The following is a 20,218-nucleotide window of genomic DNA, read 5'->3' as shown; positions in this document are numbered from 1 at the left end:
GTCGGCGGGAGGGGGACCGGCCCGTGGCCAGTGTGGAGCAGTGGCGCGACGACGTCCTGGAGCGCCTGCGCGGGCGCAGGTCCCAGCTCGTGGGCCGGGCCCGCTACGGGCTGCGTCCGCCGCGCAGGGACCGCACCGCCATCGTGACGGACACGGCAGCCGCCCTGCCGGCCTCGGTGCTCGAGCACCCTTTCGCCGCCGGCATCCGCCAGGTGCCGCTGCCGGTGATGGTGGGGGAGCAGATCCACGCCGAGGGCGATGAGGACCTCGCCCTCGAGCTGCCCCTGGCCCTGGCCGCAGGCACTGCCGTGCGCACCTCCCGGCCGGCTCCGGGCGTGTTCCGTGCCGTCTACGCGGACCTGGCCCGCGCCGGGTACGCCCGGATCCTTTCCCTGCACATGTCCGGGGGGCTGTCCGGCACGGTGGACGCCGCCCGGCTGGCCGCTCGGGACGCCCCCTGCCCGGTGACCGTCGTGGACACCCGCACAGTGGGCTTCGCCCTGGGCATGACGGTCACGGACGCGGCAGTGGAAGCCGGGCTGGGCCGACCACTCGAGGAGATCGTGGCGCGGGCCGAGGCGACGGCGGCCGCCAGTGACGTGCTGTTCTCGGTGCCCAGCCTCGAGCAGCTGCGCCGGGGCGGGCGCGTGGGTGCGATGTCCTCCCTGCTGGGCACGCTCCTGCAGGTGCGCCCTCTGCTGGAGATGCGCGAGGGCACCGTGCAGCTGCTGGAGCGGCCCCGCTCCGAGGCGCGCGCCCGCGAGCGCCTGGTGGCGCTGACCCGGGAGCGGGTGGCCGGCCGGGCCTGCCGGGTGGCTGTGCACGGCTACGGCGAGGAGTCCGCCGCCGCCCTGGCCGAGTGCCTGCAGCCGCTGTCGGTGTCCCCGGTGCCGGTGGTGGAGCTGCCGGCGGTACTCGCCGCCCATGCGGGGCTCGGCACCCTCGGGGTCGTGGTGGCGCCCCTGGACCCCTTCGCCGGCGGCGGCACCGGCGCGGCGCGGTCCACGGCCGGTCCCGGCGCTTCGGGGGCCTGAGACCGTCCCCGGTGCCGGTCCGCTCCTGCACAGGGCCACGGGGCCGTCCCGCCGTCCCCAGTCGCCCGGGTGGGCCCGGCGGGCCGGGGCCGTGGCGGCCGAGCATGGGGGCATGGCATCCACGCATTCCCTCCCTCACCCCGCCGAGCGTCCCGACGAGGCCGCCGAGCATCCCGACGGCGCAGCCGTCCTCGACCCCGCTCCCACGGACTGGGAGCAGGCCCCCACCCGTCCGCCCCTGACGCGCTGGCGGGCCGCCGGCACGGCCCTCGTGCTCGTGCTCGTGGCCGCCGGCGTCTGGTGGCTCGTCGGCTGGCTCACCGCCCCCACCCCGCCCTCGGCACCCCAGGCGCTCGCCGCCGTCGCCTCGGACGATCCCCCGGCGGGGACGACGGCGGCCGGCCCGGTCTCCGGCGCGCCCTCCGGGGCCGCCGCGCCCGGTCCAGAGGGGGGCGCTCCCGCCGCCGGTGCCGGTGCTGGTGCCGGTTCCGATGCTCCCGCGCCGGCGGAGTCGGGCCCGGCCACGGTGCGGGTGCACGTGGTGGGGCAGGTGCGGGCCCCCGGTGTGGTGGAGGTCCCGGCCGAGGCGCGCGTCGCCGACGCCGTCGACGCCGCCGGCGGGCCCACCCGCACGGCCCGGCCCGACCGGATCAACCTGGCCGCCCCCGTGCAGGACGGCCAGCGCATCGTCGTGCCGGACGCCGCCACCCCCGAAGCCGAGCTGCACCCCGACCCGTCCGGCCCCGCGCACAGCGGCAGGGAAGGCGGCGGTGCGGGGGCAGGCACCGCCGGGACCGATGTGGGCGCCACCGCTGGCCCCGGGGGTGCTCCGACGGGGGAGACCTCGCGTCTCGTGGACCTGAACAGGGCGGACAGCACCACCCTGCAGACCCTGCCGGGTGTCGGACCGGCGATGGCCGAACGGATCATCGCCTACCGCGAGGGCGTCGGTCCCTTCACCGGCCTGCAGGACCTCGACGCCGTCCCCGGCATCGGCCCGGCCACCCTGGACCGGCTGCGCGCCCACGTGACCTGGTGACCGCGTGAGCCGCGCCCCTGCGCCGGTGGACGCCCGCTGGGCCCCCGCCCTCATCGCTTGCCTGCTGCTGGGACAGTGGGCGCCCACCGCGTCAGCCTCCGCCGGGGCCCTCGCCTCCGACGGCTGCGCCCTGGTGGCCCTGATCGCCGCCCTCGCCCTCCTGGCCCTGCACTACCGCACGAGGCGCCGCGAGGGCCCTTTCCGGCACAGCAGCAGCCTCCGGCGCAGCACCGGCTCTCGGCAGGGCAATGGCCTCCGACGCAGCACCACGGCGGGGCTGCTCACCGCCCTCGCCCTGGCCGGCACCTGCGCGGCCCTGCTCCTGCAGCAGGTTGCCCTCACCCGCAGTGCCGCCGAGGCCGCCGGCTGGGACCACACCGTGCGCGCCGAGCACCCCGTCCGCCTCCAGCTCACTCCCGGCACCGCCCCCGTCGGCACCGAGACCCGCTTCGGGCCCCGCTGGCACACCGAGGCCGAGGTCATCGGCTTCGGCCACCCCCTGGCCGCCCTCACCCCACCGGCCCGTGCCGTGCTCACCGGAGACGGCCCGCCGCCGGCCCTCACCCCCGGGCGCCCGGTGTGCCTCATCGCCGTCCCCCGCCAGGAGGGGGCCACCCTCTTCCTCACCGCCCGCATCACCCCGGAGGCCGGGCCCTGCCCCCGGCCTCAGGCCGGCGCCCACGGCCGCGCGGCCGCCGTCGTACCCCACCTCCCGGGCACACCCCACACCCCCGGCAGTCCCGACCCGCCGCAGCACCAGAGCCACGACGACGCGGCCGCCCCCACCGGTCGTGACCTCCTGCGCGACCGCTTCCGCGAGCTCTCCGCCACCGGCGTCGGCCCCGCCGACCAGCTCCTGCCCGGCCTCGTCCTCGGCGACCGCTCCGCCCAGACCCCTGAGCTCGACCTCGCCATGAAGCACTCGGGGCTCTCCCACCTCAGCGCCGTCTCCGGCTCCAACGTGGCCCTGTTGCTCGGCGCCGTCACCCTCACCCTGCGGACCGCCCGCGTCCACCGCACCACCGTGCTCCTCGGCGGCCTGGGCACCCTCCTGGCCTTCGTCCTCGTCGTCGGCCCCGAACCCTCTGTGCTGCGCGCCTCCGTCATGGGGGGCCTGGGCGCCCTCGCCCTCTTCCTCGGCCGCAGCCGCGAAGCCTTCAGCATCCTCACCGCCGGCGCCACCGCCCTGCTCGTCGCCGCACCCGGCCTGGCCACCCAGGTCGCCTTCCACCTCTCCCTGGCCGCCACCGCCGGCATCGTCCTCGTCTCCGCGCCCCTGGACGCGCGCCTCCACACCCTCTTCAACCGCCTGCTCCCGGACGCCGCCGCCCGCCTGCTCTCGTCGGCCCTCGCCGTCACCCTGGCCGCCCACCTCGCCTGCCAACCGATCCTCCTGGCCATGACCGGCACCGTGAGCACCTGGTCCATTCCAGCGAACCTGCTCGCCGCCCCCGCCGTCCCAGCCGTGACCGTCCTGGGCACCCTCGCCGCCGCGCTCACGGTGCCGGCACCTCCGGTGGCGGCATCCCTGCTGTGGCTGGTCCAATGGCCTGCCGCGTGGATCGGCCACGTGGCGGTGATCGCCGCGCAGGCGCCCCTGGCGGTGCGGCCGTGGCCCCAGGGACCCCTCGGGGTGGCGCTGGGGGCGCTGCTGACGGCGGCCATCCTGGCTGGGTTCCGCGCGCTGTTGCTGCTCGAGCGCACCCCGCAGGCCCCCGTGCGTCGGGTGGGGGCCGGAGCCCACGGGCGGGGGAGGGGCCGTCCGGCCGCCGGGCTCATCCTGGCCGGGGTCCTGGCCGCTGCCGCCCTGGGCGCCTCGGGGGCGGTGGTGGTGCCGCGTCCGGTGTCCGGGGCCCCGCCGGGCTGGGCGCTCGCGTTCTGCGACGTCGGCCAGGGGGACATGACGGTGGTGCGCACCTCGGAGCGCTCAGCCCTCGTGCTGGACACCGGCCCGGAGCCGGAGCCTGCGGCGCGCTGCCTGGCGGACCTCGGGGTGGAGCGCGTCGACGCACTGCTGCTGACCCACCTGCACGCCGACCATGCCGGCGGGATCGCCGCGTTCACCGGGGCCCTCACCCCGGGCCAGGTGCACTACGCCACCCGGGACGGCGCCACCACCGCCGGCCTGGGCCCGACGCGCGGGGAGGCCGCCGGCGTGGCACCCCCGCCCGGGGCGTCCCGGCTGACCACGGGGGAGCAGGGGCGAGCCGGTGCCGCCACCTGGCAGGTGCTGCTGGCCGACGCGCGGGCGGCGGAGGAGAACGACGCCTCAGCCCAGGTGCTCGTCACGGTGGACACCGGCGCAGGCCCGCTGACCGTGCTGGTCACCGGCGACCTCGAGGAGCAGGCAGCCGCCGCCTGGGTGCGAGGTCTGCGCAGCGATGCCGCCCCGCCCCCGCGCGTCGACGTGCTCAAGGTGTCCCACCACGGGGCGCGCAACGGCGGGCTCGATCTGCCCCGCGCGGTGGGGGCGCGGATGCACGTGATCTCGGTCGGGGCCGAGAACAGCTACGGCCACCCGCATCCGGTGACCGTCCGGGGGCTTGAACAGCTCGGTCCGGTGGCCCGCACGGACCGGCACGGCACGCTCGCCCTCGTTCCCGGCCCCGCCGGGGAGCTCGTCGCCCACACCGTCCGCGCCCCGGCGGCGCCCGCACCCTAGGATGGCTGTCATGTCCGCCGCCCGCAGCTCCCGTTCCGGCCGAGGCGGTCGCACCGCCGACCCGCTCGCCTGGCGTCGTGCCGAGCCCGCCGCCCTGATGCTGCTGCGCGGCCCCGAGGACTATGCCGCCCGCTGGGTCACGGACCGCGTGGTGGCCTCCCTGACGGCCCGCCACGGGGCCCTCGAGACCCACCGCTTCCGCGCCGCCGACTACCGCCCCGGGCAGCTGGCCCAGGCGGCCAGCCCGTCCTTGTTCGCTGAGCCCACGCTCATCCGGGTGGACGGTCTGGAGTCCATGAACGACGCCTTCCTCGAGGACGCCCTGCACCTGGTGCAGCAGGGCCCCGGCGCGGAGGACGTCACCGTGGTGCTGCGCCATACCGGCGGCAACCGGGGCAAGCGCCTGCTCGACGCCGTCGCCCGGGCCGGCACCGTGGTGGAGTGCCCCGCCCTGAAGCGGGACGAGGACCGCCTCGCATTCGTGCAGGCCGAGTTCCGGGACGCCCGCCGCCGCATCGACGACGACGCCGCCCGGGCCCTCGTGAACGCCACCGGCACCTCCCTCACGGATCTGGCTGCGGCCTGCTCCCAGCTGCTCGGGGATGTGGACGGCCCCGTCACCGCGGACCACGTGCAGACCTACTACGGGGGCCGGGTGGAGGCCACGAGCTTCGCGGTGGCTGACGCCGCCCTGGAGGGGCAGGCCGCCCGGGCCGTCTCGTTGGTCCGGCACGCGTTGGCCACCGGTGTGCACCCGGTGATGGTCACCTCCGTCCTGGCGCTCAAGGCCCGGCAGGTGGCGCGGATCGTGGACTCCGGAATGGGGCAGGGGGAGATCGCCTCGGCCCTGGGCATCGCCCCGTTCCAGGTGCGCTTCGTGCAGCAGGCCGCCCGCCACTGGTCGCCTGAGGGCATCGCCCGTGCCGTGGAGTGGATCGCTCAGGCGGACGCGGAGGTCAAGGGTGCCTCCCGCAACCCGGACTTCGCCGTCGAGCGGGCCGTGATCCGGGTGGCCACGGCCGTCCGCCGCTGACGGCACGACGCCGTCCGTCCCGGCGCGGCCTGCACCGCACCACGGTGCGCCACGGCCGTGCCCGCCCCGGCACGACGAAGGCCCCCGACCGGATCGGTCGGGGGCCTTCGTGGCCGCGGTTCAGCGTCCGCGGCGATGCACAGCGGTGTGCCTGCGGATCAGGCGGAGATGCCCTGCACGCGGGCGGAGATGCCGGACTTGCGGTTCGCGGCCTGGTTCTTGTGGATGACGCCCTTGGAGGCGGCCTTGTCCAGCTTGCGGGAGGCGGTGCGCAGCGCGGCGGTGGCGGCCTCGGCGTCACCGGCGGCGACGGCCTGGTCCACGGCGCGGATGGCGGTCTTCAGGGAGGACTTCACCGCGACGTTGCGCTGGCGGGCCTTCTCGTTGGTGATGATGCGCTTCTTCTGGGACTTGATGTTGGCCAAAGCTGGTCCTTCGTCTGAGATGCACGGCGTCGGCCGGCACCTGGTGTACACGGGGGTCGTGGAGGGTGCCCGGATCCGTGGACTGAGCGGCGTGGGGAGCGCCGATGATGACCCGTTCCGGGGGTGCCCGTCGACCGATCGGACACAATGCCCGCAATCCTAGCATCCGTGCCCCCACACCGGGTCAGGCGCGCCGGCCCGGCGTGTCCGTCCCGGCGGCGGCAGAGGCCGTGGCCGAGAATCCACCCGGGCGTGGAACAATGGGCCGCCAGTGTCCTGTCCCCGAACCCCCGAGGAAGTGCCCGTGTCGCCCCTGGCGTCCAACCCCCCGGTGCCCGCCGCCACCGATCCGTCGGTGATCCGCAACTTCTGCATCATCGCCCACATCGACCACGGCAAGTCCACCCTCGCGGACCGCATGCTGCAGGCCACCGGCGTGGTCAAGCCGCGGGACATGAAGGCCCAGTACCTGGACCGCATGGACATCGAGCGTGAGCGCGGCATCACCATCAAGTCCCAGGCCGTGCGCATGCCGTGGGAGGTCGAGGGCGTCAACTACGCCCTGAACATGATCGACACCCCCGGTCACGTGGACTTCACCTACGAGGTCTCCCGCTCCCTGGCCGCGTGCGAGGGCGCGATCCTCCTGGTGGACGCCGCCCAGGGCATCGAGGCCCAGACCCTGGCGAACCTCTACCTCGCCATGGAGAACGAGCTCGAGATCATCCCGGTGCTCAACAAGATCGACCTTCCGGCCGCGGACCCGGACCGTTACGCCGCGGAGCTGGCCACCCTCATCGGCTGCGAGCCCGAGGACGTGCTGCGTGTGTCGGGGAAGACCGGCGTCGGCGTCGAGGCCCTGCTGGACCGCGTGGTCGCGGCGATCCCGGCCCCCGAGGGTGTCGCTGACGCCCCGGCCCGCGCGATGATCTTCGACTCCGTGTACGACACCTACCGCGGTGTGGTCACCTATGTGCGCGTGGTGGACGGGCGGCTCACCCCGCGTGAGAAGATCCGCATGATGTCCACCGGGGCCACGCATGAACTCCTGGAGATCGGCGTGTCCTCGCCCGAGCCCATCCCCACGAAGGGCCTGTCCGTGGGGGAGGTGGGCTACCTGATCACGGGTGTGAAGGACGTCCGCCAGTCCAAGGTCGGGGACACCGTCACCGGCAGCGCGGATCCGGCCACCGAGGAGATCGGCGGCTACGAGGACCCCAAGCCCATGGTGTTCTCCGGCCTGTACCCGATCGACGGGTCCGACTACCCGGACCTGCGCGATGCCCTGGACAAGCTCAAGCTCAACGACGCCGCCCTCACCTACGAGCCCGAGACCTCCGTGGCCCTGGGCTTCGGGTTCCGCGTGGGCTTCCTGGGGCTGCTGCACCTGGAGATCGTCCGCGAGCGCCTTGAGCGCGAGTTCGGCCTGGACCTGATCTCCACGGCTCCGAACGTGGTCTACCAGGTGACCCGGGAGGACCGCGAGGTGGTCACGGTCACCAACCCGTCCGAGTTCCCCGAGGGGAAGGTGTTGGAGGTGCGTGAGCCCATGGCTGGGGCCACGGTGATCGTGCCCTCAGAGTTCATCGGCGCCGTCATGGAGCTGTGCCAGTCCAAGCGCGGTCAGCTGCGCGGCATGGACTACCTCTCCGAGGAGCGTGTGGAGATCCGCTACTGGATCCCGCTGGCGGAGATCGTGTTCGACTTCTTCGACCAGCTCAAGTCCCGCACCAAGGGGTACGCCTCGCTCGACTGGAAGGCTGACGGTGAGCAGTCCGCGGACCTGGTGAAGGTGGACATCCTCCTGCAGGGCGAGCAGGTGGACGCGTTCTCCGCGATCACCCACCGGGACAACGCCTATTCGTACGGCCTGATGATGACCTCCAAGCTCAAGGAGCTCATCCCTCGCCAGCAGTACGAGGTGCCGATCCAGGCGGCCATCGGCTCGCGCATCATCGCCCGCGAGAACATCCGTGCGATCCGCAAGGACGTGCTCTCCAAGTGCTACGGCGGCGACATCTCCCGCAAGCGCAAGCTGCTCGAGAAGCAGAAGGAGGGCAAGAAGCGCATGAAGATGGTCGGCCGCGTGGAGGTGCCCCAGGAGGCGTTCATCGCCGCCCTCTCCTCCGACGGCGGCGAGGCCGGGAAGAAGTAAGTGCCCGCCCTGCCCCTGGGGGAGCCCGTCCCCAGCGACGGCGCCCTGCCCGAGGAAGTCGGCCGCCGTGTCCGTGAAGCGGCGGCTGCTGGCACCCCGCGCACGTTCAGCCTCTACGTGCACGTGCCGTTCTGCACGGTGCGCTGCGGCTACTGCGACTTCAACACCTACACGGCGCCCACCTTCGGTCCCGGGGCCGGCCGGGAGGACTACGTCGACTCCGCCCTGGCGGAGCTGGACTTCGCCCGGGGGGCCCTGGAGCGTTCGGGTGTGCCGGCCCGGCCGCTGCACACGGTGTTCGTGGGCGGGGGCACACCCACCCTGCTGCCGGCCTCGCACCTGGTGCGGATCCTCGAGCGCGCCCGGGAGCTGTTCGGGATGGCCCCCGAGGCCGAGGTCACCACGGAGGCCAACCCGGACACCCTGACCTCGGCCTACGTGCGTGAGCTCGCCGCGGGCGGGTTCACGCGGCTGTCGTTGGGGATGCAGTCGGCGGTGCCGCATGTGCTGGCCACCCTCGAGCGCACACACGCCCCCGAGAACGTGCCGGCCGCCGTCGTCGCGGCCCGCCAGGCCGGCCTGGAGGTGTCCCTGGACCTCATCTACGGCACCCCGGGGGAGTCCCTGCAGGACTGGAGCAGCACCGTGGAGGCAGCCCTGGCCCTGGAGCCGGACCATGTGAGCGCGTACTCGCTGATCGTGGAGGAGGGCACCCGGTTCGGGGCGCAGGTGGCCCGCGGGCAGGTCCCGGACGTGGACCCGGACGACCAGGCGGACAAGTACGAGATGGCCGACGCCCTGCTGGCCGGGGCCGGCTACCGCTGGTACGAGGTGTCCAACTGGGCACGGGACCCGCAGGGCCTGGGCGTGCACCGGGCCCGGCACAATGTGGCCTACTGGGAGGATCAGGACTGGTGGGGGATCGGGCCGGGGGCGCACTCCCACCTGGCCGGGGTCCGGTTCTGGAATGCGAAGCACCCTGCGGCGTACGCGCAGCGCCTGGCCACCGGTGTCACCCCGGCGGTGGGGCGGGAGATCCCGGATGCGGCGGCCCGGCGCCTGGAGCGGATCATGCTCGCAGCCCGCACTGTGGAGGGCCTGTCCCTGCCGGAGCTGCTGGAGGGGGCCGGCCCCGAGGAAGCCGGGCGGGTACGGGCCCGGGTGGCCGCGCTGGTGGCTGAGGGTCTGGTGGATGGTCGGGCCGTGCTGGCCGGGCGGGTGGTGCCCACCCTGCAGGGGCGGCTGCGCAACGACCGGATCGTGCGGGACCTGGCCGGGTTCTGAGCCGTTGAGCCGGTCCCGGGGCGCAGGTCAGCGCAGGATGCGCAGGTTGAAGGGGTAGCGGAAGGGCCGGCCCTTGGTCACATGGGAGGCGCCCATCACGCCGTACAGGCTCATGGCGATCCACACGAGGGCGCCGCTGATGGCCAGCAGGGGCCCGAGGACGGGCAGCACGGAGAGCAGGAACAGCAGCAGGGCGGTGAGCGTGGGAGGGCCTGCGAAGTTCAGGGCTTCCTTGGACTCCTGGGCGGTGAACGGGCCGCGGTCCCGGTAGAGCAGCCACACTGCCAGCGGCCCCACCGCGCCGAACACGAGGCTCAGGTGCGCGAGGGTGGCACGGTCGCGGTCCTCCTTAGCTCGCAACGGGCCGCGCGCGTCCGCGGCGGCCACGAGCCAGGCGGGGGGCTGCTGGCGGGCGGTGGCCTCAGGGGTGGGCGCGTCGTCGGCGCGGGGGGTGGTGACCACGGTGCTCCTCGTCGGATCGTGCGGGCGTCCGGGCGCCGTGCGGTCACGGCCGCTCGGGCGTGGGCCAGTCTAGCCCCGCTCAGGAGCCGGGGGCCGTGAGGAAGTCGATGAGCTCCTCGACCCGTCCGAGCAGGGAGGGCTCGAGGTCCGCGTAGGTGCGCACATGGGAGAGCAGCCGCTTCCACCCCAGACCGGTGGCCTCGGCGGTGCCGTGCGGCCAGCCCAGGCCCTTGAGGATCCCGGTCTTCCAGTCCTGGCCTCGGGGCACCACCGGCCAGGCGTCGATGCCGAGCACGGAGGGCTTGATCACCTGCCAGACATCCACGTAGGGGTGGCCGAGCACCAGCACGTTCCCGACGGCCCCGGGCACGCGCATGGCCTCGGCGGCCAGCCGCTCCTCCTTGGAGCCGGGCACGAGGTGGTCCACGAGGATCCCGAGCCGGCGTCCGGGGCCGGGCTGGAAGCCGCGGACGGCGCCGGCGAGGTCGTCCACCCCGTGCAGGGGCTCCACCACGATGCCCTCCAGGCGCAGGTCCTCGCCCCAGACCTTCTCCACGAGCTCGGCGTCGTGCACGCCCTCCACCCAGATCCGGGAGGCGCGGGCGGTGCGGGCCCGTGCGCCGTCGACCCGCCGGGAGCCCGACGCCGTCCGGGCGGGCCCACGGGTGGCCGCGGCCGGGCGCGGGGGCGCGAGGGCCACCGGGGCGCCGTCGATCCAGAACCCCCCGCCCAGGGGGAAGGTGCGGCGCACCCCGCGGCGGTCCTCAAGCACCACCACGTGCATCCCGCCAGAGCGCTCCACACCGACCACGGCGCCGGTGAACCCGGTGGTGACGTCCTCGACCACCAGGCCCGGGGCCACGGGCACGGTCCGGGCGGGCCGTCCGGCCGGACGGGTGAGGTCGGCATGGCCTGTGGGGCCCCAGCTACTCCAATCCATGGAGGGCCACGCTAGCAACGTGCACGGCTGGGGTCCGCCGCCGGCGCACCGCCGAGAGCGGAACCTGAGGGGTCGGCGGTGGCGCGGCGATAGGATCAGCACTTGTCCACGCCGAGTGCCAACAGTCGTCGGGAGGAGCCAGCCGTGTCGGACCAGCCCCGCCGCCTGCAGGTCCTGCAGGCCATCGTCGAGGACTACGTCGCCATGCGCGAACCCGTCGGGTCCAAGGCGCTCGTGGAGCGCCACCGGCTCGGCGTCTCCTCTGCCACCGTCCGCAACGACATGGCCGCCCTCGAGGAGGAGGGGCTGATCGTCGCCCCCCACACCTCCGCCGGGCGGGTCCCCACGGACAAGGGGTACCGGCTGTTCGTGGACCGCATCTCCGAGGTCAAGCCGCTCTCGCCGGCCGAGCGCCGCGCCGTGCGCACGCTCCTCGAGGCGGACTCGGACACCGAGCACATGATGGAGGCCACCGTCCGCCTGCTGGCCCAGCTCACCCACCAGGTGGCGGTGGCCCAGTTCCCCCACGACGACGGCGCCACCGTCCGCCACCTCGACCTCGTGTCCCTGGCCCCCACCCGGGTCCTGGCCGTGCTCATCCTCTCCACCGGGCGGGTGGACCAGCGCATCGCCGTGCTCGACCGCCCGCTGGAGGAGGCAGACCTCGACGCCCTGCGTGCCGCCGTCCTGGCCCCGCTGACCGGGCTCGGCCCCACCCAGGCCGCCACCGTCCTGACGGGGCCCCCGCCTACGGTGCCGCCCGAGCACCGCGGCGCCGTGGAGGCCGTGCTCACAGTGGTGCGCTCCCTGCTGGAGGACGGCCGCCGTGACAAGATCGTCCTGGCCGGCACCGCGAACCTCGCCCGGACCCCCCAGGACTTCGGCTCCTCCATCGGGCCGATCCTGGAGGCCCTCGAGGAGCAGGTCGTCCTGCTGCGCCTGCTCACGGACATGGAGCAGGACGCTCATGGGGTGTCCGTCCGCATCGGCGCGGAGAACGGGGAGTCCCTGGCGGACACGTCCGTGGTCGCCGCCGCCTACGGGCCTGGAGAGGTCGCCAAGGTCGGGGTCATCGGGCCCACCCGCATGGACTATCCCGGCACCATGGCCGCGGTCCGTGCCATCGCCCGGTACCTCTCCCGCATCCTCACCCCCTGACCCCACCCCAGCCCGACACGTCCCCAGACCACACACCGAAGGAAGTGCCGTCCATGGCCGACCACTACGAGACCCTCGGCGTCAGCCGCGACGCCACCACCGAGGAGATCCGCCGCGCCTACCGCAAGCTCGCGCGCACCCACCACCCGGATGTGAATCCGAGCCCCGAAGCCGCGGACCAGTTCAAGCGGATCTCCCACGCCTACGAGGTGCTCTCCGACGAGGACAAGCGCCGCCGCTACGACACCACCGGCAACGAGAACGGCACCGGCGGCGGCTTCGGCGGTCCCGGCTTCGGCGGTGGCTTCGGTGGGGGGTTCGGCGGCTTCGCGGACATCTTCGAGACCTTCGTCAACGCCGCCGGGGCCGGGGGAGGCCGCGGCCCCGTCCCGCGCGCCCGCCGCGGCCAGGACGCGCTCGTCTCGGCTCGTATCGATCTGCGCGACGCCGTCTTCGGTGCCGAGCGCACCCTGCAGCTGGACACCGCCGTCACCTGTGAGCGCTGCCAGGGCTCCTGTTGCGAGCCCGGCACGGAGCCGGAGACCTGCCACACCTGTGGCGGCCAGGGCATGATCCAGCGCCCCATGCGCTCGATCCTGGGCACTGTCATGGCCACTGAGACCTGCCCTGCCTGCCAGGGGCACGGCACCGTCATCCCGTCCCCCTGCACCGAGTGCTCTGGGCAGGGCCGGGTACGTGCCCGCCGGCCGCTCACCGTCCGCATCCCCGCCGGCGTCAGTGACGGCACCCGCATCCACCTCGCCGGTCGGGGGGAGGCCGGCCCCGGTGGCGGCCCCGCCGGGGACCTCTACGTGGAGATCGTGGTCAACCCGCACCCGGTGTTCCACCGTGAGGGTGATCACCTGGTCACCACCGTCACGGTGCCCATGGCCGCCGCCGCCCTCGGCACCGCGGTCACCCTGGACACCTTCGACGGACCGCAGGAGGTCGCTGTCGCCCCCGGCACCCAGTCCGGTGAGGTCCTCACCCTCCCGGATCTCGGTGTGGGGCGCCTGCGTGGCGGCGGTCGCGGCAGTCTGAAGGTCGACGTCGTCGTCACCACCCCCACGGACCTCACCGAGGAGCAGCGCGAGCTGCTCGAGCGCCTCGCCGCCTCCCGCGGCGAGGAGGTCGTCCACGGTGCCGCCCCCCAGCAGGCCAAGGGTGTGTTCGCCCGCCTGCGCGAGAACCTGATGAACCTGTGACCGCCCCGCTGTTCCTCCTGGCTCCCGGGGACCTCGACGCCGCCGTGCCCGGGAGCGAGGCTGAGGTCACCGGAGCCGAGGCACGCCACGCCGCGGCGGCCATGCGCCTGGCACCGGGGGAGGAGGTGCTCCTGGCCGACGGCACCGGGGCCTACGCCCAGGGCACGGTCGTGGACGCCGCCCCCACCCTGCTGCGTGTCCGCCTGGAGCGTCTTGGCCACGAGCCGGACCCCGCCCCGCGGCTCGTGCTCGTCCAGGCCCTGGCCAAGGGCGACCGTGACCTCATGGCCGTCCAGGCGGCCACCGAGCTCGGGGTCGACGCCGTCGTGCCCTGGGAGGCCGAGCGCTCCATCGTCCGGTGGCGCGGCCCCAAGGCTGCCCGCGCCCACCAGAAGTGGGAGGACACCGTGCGGGCTGCGGCCAAGCAGGCCCGCCGGGCCCGGGTTCCGGAGGTCCGCCCGCACCTCAGCGGCATCGACCTCGCCTGCCTCGCCGGCCCCGGCGAGGGCCCGGCCCCGCTCGTCCTCGTCCTCCATGAGGAGGCCCAGCACGGCTTCGATGCTCTCGGGCCCGAGCGCCTGACCGCCGCCGAGGAGATCGTCCTGGTGGTGGGCCCGGAGGGCGGCATCAGCCCCGCCGAGCTCACCGCCGCCGTCGCTGCTGGTGCCGTCCCCGTGCGCCTGGGCTCGCATGTGCTGCGTGCCTCCACCGCCGGCCCAGCCGCCCTGGCGGTGCTCCAGCACCTGCTGGGACGGTGGTGACCGGCTTAGACTGGAGCGAGCCGCGACCGCGCCGGGACCTCCCGGCGCCCCTTCCTACCCCGAGGTGATCCCCCGCATCGTGACCGTCCCCGCCACGACCCACACCCCCGCCCCCGTCGAGGAGGCCGTCAGCTTCGAGAGTGCCGAGTTGATGGTGCGCACCCTCGGCGCCCAGGACGCCCTGCTGCGCATCCTCGCCGGTGTGTTCCCGGCTGTCGGGATCACCGTCCGGGACCAGTCCCTGGCCCTGTCCGGCCCCTCCCGGGACGTCGACACCGCCCGTCGCGTGGTCGAGGACCTGCGCTCCCTGGCGCGCCGGGACGCCCCCGTGACCCCCGAGGTCATGGAGCAGGTGGTCACGCTGGTGCGTGGCGGCGTGCCCGGGCGCGCCCCCGGCTCGCTGCGCCTGGACTCGATCCTCTCCGGCCGGGGCCGCAAGATCCGCCCCAAGACCCTCCACCAGCAGGACTATGTGGCCGCGATCGACCGCTCCACGGTGGTCTTCGGTCTGGGCCCGGCCGGCACCGGCAAGACCTACCTGGCCATGGCCAAGGCCGTGCAGGCGCTGCAGGCCAAGGAGGTCAACCGGATCATCCTCACCCGCCCGGCGGTGGAGGCCGGCGAGCGCCTGGGCTTCCTGCCCGGGGGGCTGTCCGAGAAGATCGACCCCTACCTGCGGCCGCTCTACGACGCCCTGCACGACATGGTCGAGCCCGAGTCCATTCCGCGCCTGATGGAGGCCGGCACCATCGAGGTGGCTCCGCTGGCCTACATGCGCGGGCGCACCCTCAACGATGCCTTCGTGATCCTGGACGAGGCCCAGAACACCACGCCCGAGCAGATGAAGATGTTCCTCACCCGCCTGGGCTTCGGCGCGCGCATGGTCGTTACCGGGGACACCTCCCAGGTGGACCTTCCCCGCGGCACCCGCTCCGGGCTGGCCCAGGCCGTCGAGGTCCTCGAGGGCATCGACGGGCTCGAGGTGGTCCGCTTCGACTCCACGGACGTGGTCCGTCACGCGCTCGTGAGCGCGATCGTCGACGCTTACGACCAGGCCGGCACCGGCCAGGAGACCGACACCCGGCGAGGGAAGGGGGCCCGTCGTGGCCGTTGAGATCGTCAACGAGTCCGGGACCGACGTCCCTGAGCAGGAGCTGCTGCGCATGGCTCGCCACGTGTACGCAGCCCTGTACGTCCACGAGAACGCCGAGACCGCCGTCACCGTGGTGGATGCCGCCCGCATGGCGGAGCTGCACGAGGACTGGATGTCCCTGCCCGGGCCCACGGATGTGATGAGCCTGCCCATGGACGAGCTGCGCCCCGGCCAGGCCGAGGCCCCGTCCGAGGGCGTGCTCGGCGACGTCGTGCTGTGCCCCGAGGTCGCCGCCGACCAGGCCGCCCGCGGCGGGCACAGCCGGGACGACGAGCTCATGCTGCTGCTCACCCACGGCATGCTCCACCTGCTCGGCTACGACCACATGACCGACGAGGACCGTGCAGAGATGTTCGCCCTGCAGGACCGTCTGGTCTCCGAGGTCCTGGGCCGTTCCGCCCCGGCACCGACCATCGAGGACTGACCCGCCCCCATGGTCACCCCCGTCGCGCTGCTGGCGCTGTTCGTCGTCTTCATCGCCCTGACCTGGCTGCTGGCCCTGGCCGAGAGCGCCTTCACCCACCTGCCCCGCCGTGACGCCGAGGACATCGCCCGGCAGCGCCCGGATTCGCCGATCCTCGACGTCACCGCGGACCTGGACGCGCACCTTGGGGCGCTGCGCGTGTGGCGCTTCCTCTCCGAGGCCTTCGCGGCCATGTGCCTGACCGCCGGCGTCCACGTGCTCACGGACTCCGTCTGGCCGGCCCTCGCGGTGGCCGTGGTGGTGCTCGTGGCCGCCGCCACCGCCCTGGGCGTGTGGAGCCCCCGCCCCATCGGCTCGCGCAACGAGGCCGCCGTGGCCGGACGCACCGCCGGGCTGGTGCACGGCCTGCGCCGGGCCCTCGGCCCCGTGGGGGACCGGCTGGGCCAGGACCGTCGCCGCTCCGAGGCGCAGGTCGCCGACGAGGACGACTTCCAGGAACGCCACCTGCGCGAGGTCGTGGCCCGGGCCCACGACGCCGACGTCCTCGACGACTCCGAGGCCGAGCTCATCGAGTCGGTGTTCTCCATGACCGACACCCTGGTGCGTGCCGTCATGGTGCCCCGTACGGACGTGGTGACGATCGACGTCGACCACACCCTCGGTCAGGCCATGGACCTGTTCCTGCGCTCGGGCAACTCCCGCGTGCCCGTGATCGGCGAGGACGCCGACGACGTGCGCGGCATGCTCTACCTCAAGGATGTCACCCGGGCCCTGCACCATGAGGGCGCCGACCCGCAGGACCCGGTCTCCGCGATGATGCGCGAGGCCCGGTTCGTGCCCGAGTCGAAGTCCGTGGCCGCCCTGCTCCCGGAGCTGCAGCGCGAGTCCACCCATGTGGCGATCGTGGTGGACGAGTACGGGGGCACTGCCGGGCTCGTCACCCTCGAGGACCTCATCGAGGAGATCGTCGGGGAGATCTACGACGAGGACGAGACCCCCGACCGCCCCGAGGTGGAGCCGCTGGAGCCGGGGGTGTGGTCCGTGGACGCCCGCATGGGCATCGCCGACTTCGGGGAGCAGTTCGGCCTCGACCTCGAGGAGGAGCTCGACGACGTCGACACCGTCGGCGGTCTGCTCGCCAAGCATCTGGGCCGGGTGCCGATCCGCGGCTCCCAGGTGCAGGTCCAGGGTGTGCAGATCGTCGCCGAGACCCTCGAGCCCCGCCGCAACCGCGTGGACCGCCTGCGCGTCACCGAACGACCCCCTCAAGGAGACCTGACATGACCGCACTGGTCGACCCCACCGTCCCCGAGGGCTTCCGCTCGGGCTTCGTCTCCCTCGTGGGACGCCCCAACGCCGGCAAGTCCACCCTGACGAACGCACTCGTGGGGGAGAAGGTGGCCATCACCTCCTCCAAGCCGCAGACCACCCGCCACACCATCCGCGGCATCGTCCACCGGGAGGATCTGCAGCTGGTGCTCGTGGACACCCCCGGCCTGCACCGCCCCCGCACCCTGCTCGGCGAGCGCCTGAACGCCTTGGTGGCCGAGACCCTCGGCGAGGTCGACGCGGTGGGCTTCTGCATCCCCGCCGACGAGGCCATCGGTCCGGGGGACCGCTTCATCGCCCAGCAGCTGGCCGCTCTGCGCCGCACCCCTGTGGTGGGGATCGTCACGAAGACGGACAAGGTCGCGCCCGAGCAGGTCGCCGCCCAGCTGCTGGCCGTCACCGCCCTCGGCGACGAGGTCCTCGGCCCTGAGAACGGCGGGGTCGGGTTCGCCGCCGTGGTGCCGGTCTCGGCCGTCGCCGGGCGCCAGGTGGACGACGTCCTCTCCGTGCTCAGCGGCCTGCTGCCGGTCGGCCCGCCCCTCTACCCGGACGGCGAGCTCACGGACGAGCCCGAGGCCGTCATGGTTGCCGAGCTGATCCGGGAGGCCGCCCTGGAGGGGGTGCGCGATGAGCTTCCGCATTCGGTGGCGGTCGTCGTCGAGGAGATGGCTGCCCGTGAGGGCCGCCGCGAGGACCGTCCTCTGGTGGACGTGTGGGCCAACCTGTACGTGGAGCGGGACAGCCAGAAGGGCATCATCATCGGCAAGGGCGGCTCCCGCCTGCGTGAGATCGGAACCCGTGCCCGCGCCGGCATCGAGCGGATGCTCGGCACCCCCGTCCACCTCGACCTGCGCGTGAAGGTGGCCAAGGAGTGGCAGCGGGATCCGAAGCAGCTCGGTCGCCTCGGATTCTGAGAGGACGGCGCGGGCCATGCCCCGTGGCGGACGGCACAGTCCGGCGACGCGCGGACGGGCAACAATGCCGTCATCGGTCGTTGCTTCGAGTATTCTTGACCGGTCGCGAGTCCATCCCGAGGCCGTCCCACCGACTGGTCGGTTCACTCCGGTTCGATGCCCCGAGGGCTCGCCCCCACCATCCCCTGCCACCGCGCCGGCACACGCCGTGCGTGCTCGGGGCGTGCCTCCGTTCGCGAGGTGCGCCGTCCCGCGGTGTGCAGGCCTCACAGAAGGAGCCTCCCCGGCATGTCCTCTCCGCGTCCCGCGTCCCTGTCCTCCGCGGCGTCCCTGCCGCTGTCCCGCCGCAGGGTCGCCGGCGGCCTGGCCTGGAGCGTCCCGGCCATGGCCCTGACCGCCGCCGCCCCGGCCTTCGCAGCCAGCCGACCGCAGTGTTTCCCCGTCACCTGGACCACCACCGGCACCGCGAGCACTGCTTCCCAGTCCGTGCCCGTGACCGGCACCTCCGGCGGCACGGGCACCGTGACCGTCACCCCCTCCACCACCGCCGGGTACTCCCTGCCGGGTGGCACCACCTATGGTCCGCTGAACCTCACCTCGACCGATGGGTCCATGGCCCTGTCCACCTACGTGGACCCGAGGGCCTCCACCACCACCCGGTCCTCCGGGTACGCCTCCCTGTCCCTGCAGTTCCCGGAGGGCATGCAGGGCCCGATCTCCTTCACCATCAGCGGGATCGACTCCTACACCACGTCCGCGAACGGCAACGGCGCCCAGTACTTCACCGACCAGGTGATCGTGCTCAACGAAGGCACCCCCCTGGCCCCGACCAGCACGATCTCCGCCAACCACCAGGGCGGCGGCCGCGTGGTCGCCGCCGGCACCGCCTCTGGCAGTGCGACCTACCGGATCGACAACGTCGTGAATCCGGTGGAGATCCGCCTGAGCAACGCCTTCACCGGCTCCATCCCCCTCACTGCGCACCCGGACCAGACCGTGACGGTTTCCGCAGTGGTCTGCTCCACCACGCCCCCGGAGCCCGAGCAGCCGACGCCGACCCCCACCACCAGCCTGTTCGACAGCGACTTCTACCTCACCCTCGAAGGCAACGACGTCAACAACCCGTGGCGTCAGGACCCGGTGTACCATATCCAGGACACCGTGCGTGTGTACCCGCCGAGCATGCCGGTGCCTGCCCCGCAGGGCTGGGCGCCGGATGTGAACTGGTCCGACGCCACCGGTCCGAGCGCCTATGACTTCATGAACGGTGAGGGCCGCTACACCCCCGTGGGCACACTCGGTGCCGTCTCCGGCGGGGCCGCCCCGGCCCGCGGCTCCGGCTTCTGGATCTCCTCCCCCCTGGACTCCTCGGGCCAGCCGATCCGGGGCGGCCAGACCGTGCTCAAGAAGGGTGCGATCTTCCAGGTGGAGTTCACCCTGACCTATGCGGACCAGACCGCTGCCAACGGCTGGCTCAAGGGCCCGCGTCTGCTCGGCTACCGCTACATCCCCAACTCGAAGACCGACCCCGCCTACGACCCGGCCTGGGCTCAGTACGGGGGCTTGCGTCCGACCTTCTGGGGCGACACCCCGACCACCAGCCGCATCCGCAAGGCCTCCTCCGAGCCGGCCCGCACGGGCATCAACTCGGTGGAGACCACCCTGCAGTTCAACTCCTGGCAGGCCACCCGCACCTCGCTCGTGCACCGCGGCACCGCCACCTTCACCACCACGGCGGACGTGGTCGTGCCCACGGCTTCCAACGGCACCGCCCGCTACGGCCAGCTGCAGATGGACACGAACACCATCTTCGAGGCGGACCTGGCCAACCAGCTGGACAACATCACCGCCGTGCTGTCCGTCGTGCAGGGCACCGTCGAGGTGACCGCCAACGGGCAGACCACGACGGTTCCCCTGGGTACCAAGGCCGTGACCAACAAGGTCTGGGCCTGACCCACGGCCGCCCGGCCCCCGGGGGCGTCGCCGACGCTCCCGGGGGCCGTCGTCGTCTCGTCTCAGAGACTGGACACGCCGCGTGAGCGGTGACACACGCGGCGAGCGCGGTGCTAGGGTCACGGCATGTCCGATCACCGCCACTGGCCCCACCGGGGCTGCGCCGCGCCCCAGCCGGCACCCCTGCTACTGCCCGGCCGCACGGGGTCCCCGTGCCAGGCCGCGCGCCACGCCGCCTGAGGCACAGCGGAGGCGATCGTCTCCCACCGGACCGGACGCCCCGTGCG

17 protein-coding genes are annotated in these 20,218 nt (G+C 73.7%); 14 read left to right on the top strand and 3 right to left on the bottom strand.

Annotated features, from left to right (window positions below; genetic code table 11):
• The first annotated feature begins 23 nt into the window (after positions 1-23).
• The 4 genes from SPI96_RS06145 to holA all read left to right on the top strand — a co-directional run bounded on the left by SPI96_RS06145 (position 24) and on the right by holA (position 5,768).
• Positions 24-1,034, top strand: a complete 1,011-nt coding sequence (locus SPI96_RS06145) for a DegV family protein (protein WP_321081483.1) — start codon at positions 24-26, stop codon at positions 1,032-1,034.
• A 112-nt stretch (positions 1,035-1,146) separates the two neighbouring features.
• Complete coding sequence (locus SPI96_RS06140; protein ID WP_321081482.1) at positions 1,147-2,073, top strand: ComEA family DNA-binding protein; 927 nt, start codon at positions 1,147-1,149, stop codon at positions 2,071-2,073.
• A gap of 4 nt (positions 2,074-2,077) precedes the next feature.
• The gene (locus SPI96_RS06135; protein WP_321081481.1) at positions 2,078-4,735 is read left to right on the top strand and encodes a ComEC/Rec2 family competence protein; all 2,658 of its coding nucleotides are present in this window, start codon (positions 2,078-2,080) and stop codon (positions 4,733-4,735) included.
• Positions 4,736-4,745: 10 nt separating this feature from the next.
• Complete coding sequence (gene holA / locus SPI96_RS06130) at positions 4,746-5,768, top strand: DNA polymerase III subunit delta (protein WP_321081480.1); 1,023 nt, start codon at positions 4,746-4,748, stop codon at positions 5,766-5,768.
• Positions 5,769-5,926: 158 nt separating this feature from the next.
• Here holA and rpsT read toward each other — a convergent pair whose 3' ends face one another.
• Positions 5,927-6,193 (bottom strand): 30S ribosomal protein S20, encoded by a 267-nt coding sequence (gene rpsT, locus SPI96_RS06125; protein WP_321081479.1) that lies wholly within the window; start codon positions 6,191-6,193, stop codon positions 5,927-5,929.
• Positions 6,194-6,497: 304 nt separating this feature from the next.
• Between rpsT and lepA the strand changes: the two genes are divergently transcribed.
• Complete coding sequence (gene lepA, locus SPI96_RS06120; RefSeq protein WP_321081478.1) at positions 6,498-8,348, top strand: translation elongation factor 4; 1,851 nt, start codon at positions 6,498-6,500, stop codon at positions 8,346-8,348.
• Complete coding sequence (hemW, locus tag SPI96_RS06115) at positions 8,349-9,632, top strand: radical SAM family heme chaperone HemW (protein WP_321081477.1); 1,284 nt, start codon at positions 8,349-8,351, stop codon at positions 9,630-9,632. It abuts the gene before it with no gap.
• A gap of 27 nt (positions 9,633-9,659) precedes the next feature.
• Here the strand turns inward: hemW and SPI96_RS06110 are convergent, their stop codons facing one another.
• The gene (locus SPI96_RS06110; RefSeq protein ID WP_321081476.1) at positions 9,660-10,094 is read right to left on the bottom strand and encodes a DUF4870 domain-containing protein; all 435 of its coding nucleotides are present in this window, start codon (positions 10,092-10,094) and stop codon (positions 9,660-9,662) included.
• A 79-nt stretch (positions 10,095-10,173) separates the two neighbouring features.
• Complete coding sequence (locus SPI96_RS06105; protein WP_321081475.1) at positions 10,174-11,034, bottom strand: DUF3097 family protein; 861 nt, start codon at positions 11,032-11,034, stop codon at positions 10,174-10,176.
• A gap of 204 nt (positions 11,035-11,238) precedes the next feature.
• Here SPI96_RS06105 and hrcA point away from each other — a divergent pair, with 204 nt between their 5' ends.
• From hrcA to SPI96_RS06065, 8 genes are all read left to right on the top strand, one after another.
• Positions 11,239-12,192 carry a heat-inducible transcriptional repressor HrcA gene (gene hrcA / locus SPI96_RS06100; protein WP_414601923.1) on the top strand — a complete coding sequence of 318 codons (954 nt, stop codon included), beginning with the start codon at positions 11,239-11,241 and terminating at the stop codon, positions 12,190-12,192.
• Positions 12,193-12,245: 53 nt separating this feature from the next.
• Positions 12,246-13,397 (top strand): molecular chaperone DnaJ, encoded by a 1,152-nt coding sequence (gene dnaJ / locus SPI96_RS06095; protein WP_321081473.1) that lies wholly within the window; start codon positions 12,246-12,248, stop codon positions 13,395-13,397.
• Entirely contained in the window at positions 13,394-14,158 is a 765-nt protein-coding gene (locus SPI96_RS06090; protein ID WP_321081472.1) for a 16S rRNA (uracil(1498)-N(3))-methyltransferase, read from the top strand. Before dnaJ ends, SPI96_RS06090 begins: the two co-directional genes overlap by 4 nt.
• A 67-nt stretch (positions 14,159-14,225) precedes the next feature.
• Positions 14,226-15,272, top strand: coding sequence for a PhoH family protein (locus tag SPI96_RS06085; protein WP_321081625.1), 1,047 nt, complete (start codon positions 14,226-14,228; stop codon positions 15,270-15,272).
• Positions 15,262-15,735, top strand: a complete 474-nt coding sequence (gene ybeY, locus SPI96_RS06080; protein WP_321081471.1) for an rRNA maturation RNase YbeY — start codon at positions 15,262-15,264, stop codon at positions 15,733-15,735. Before SPI96_RS06085 ends, ybeY begins: the two co-directional genes overlap by 11 nt.
• 9 nt (positions 15,736-15,744) lie before the next feature.
• Positions 15,745-17,019, top strand: coding sequence for a hemolysin family protein (locus tag SPI96_RS06075; RefSeq protein WP_321081470.1), 1,275 nt, complete (start codon positions 15,745-15,747; stop codon positions 17,017-17,019).
• Positions 17,016-17,978: a GTPase Era gene (gene era, locus SPI96_RS06070; protein ID WP_321081469.1), complete on the top strand. Its 963-nt coding sequence runs from the start codon at positions 17,016-17,018 to the stop codon at positions 17,976-17,978. Before SPI96_RS06075 ends, era begins: the two co-directional genes overlap by 4 nt.
• Positions 17,979-18,266: 288 nt before the next feature.
• Complete coding sequence (locus SPI96_RS06065) at positions 18,267-19,931, top strand: hypothetical protein (RefSeq protein WP_321081468.1); 1,665 nt, start codon at positions 18,267-18,269, stop codon at positions 19,929-19,931.
• Positions 19,932-20,218 lie beyond the last annotated feature (287 nt).

The sequence above is a fragment of the Micrococcus sp. genome, assembly GCF_034179925.1.
Lineage (GTDB): Bacteria > Actinomycetota > Actinomycetes > Actinomycetales > Micrococcaceae > Micrococcus.
Note: the sequence above shows the minus strand (reverse complement) of the source record. Positions and strands in the feature narration are given on the sequence as shown.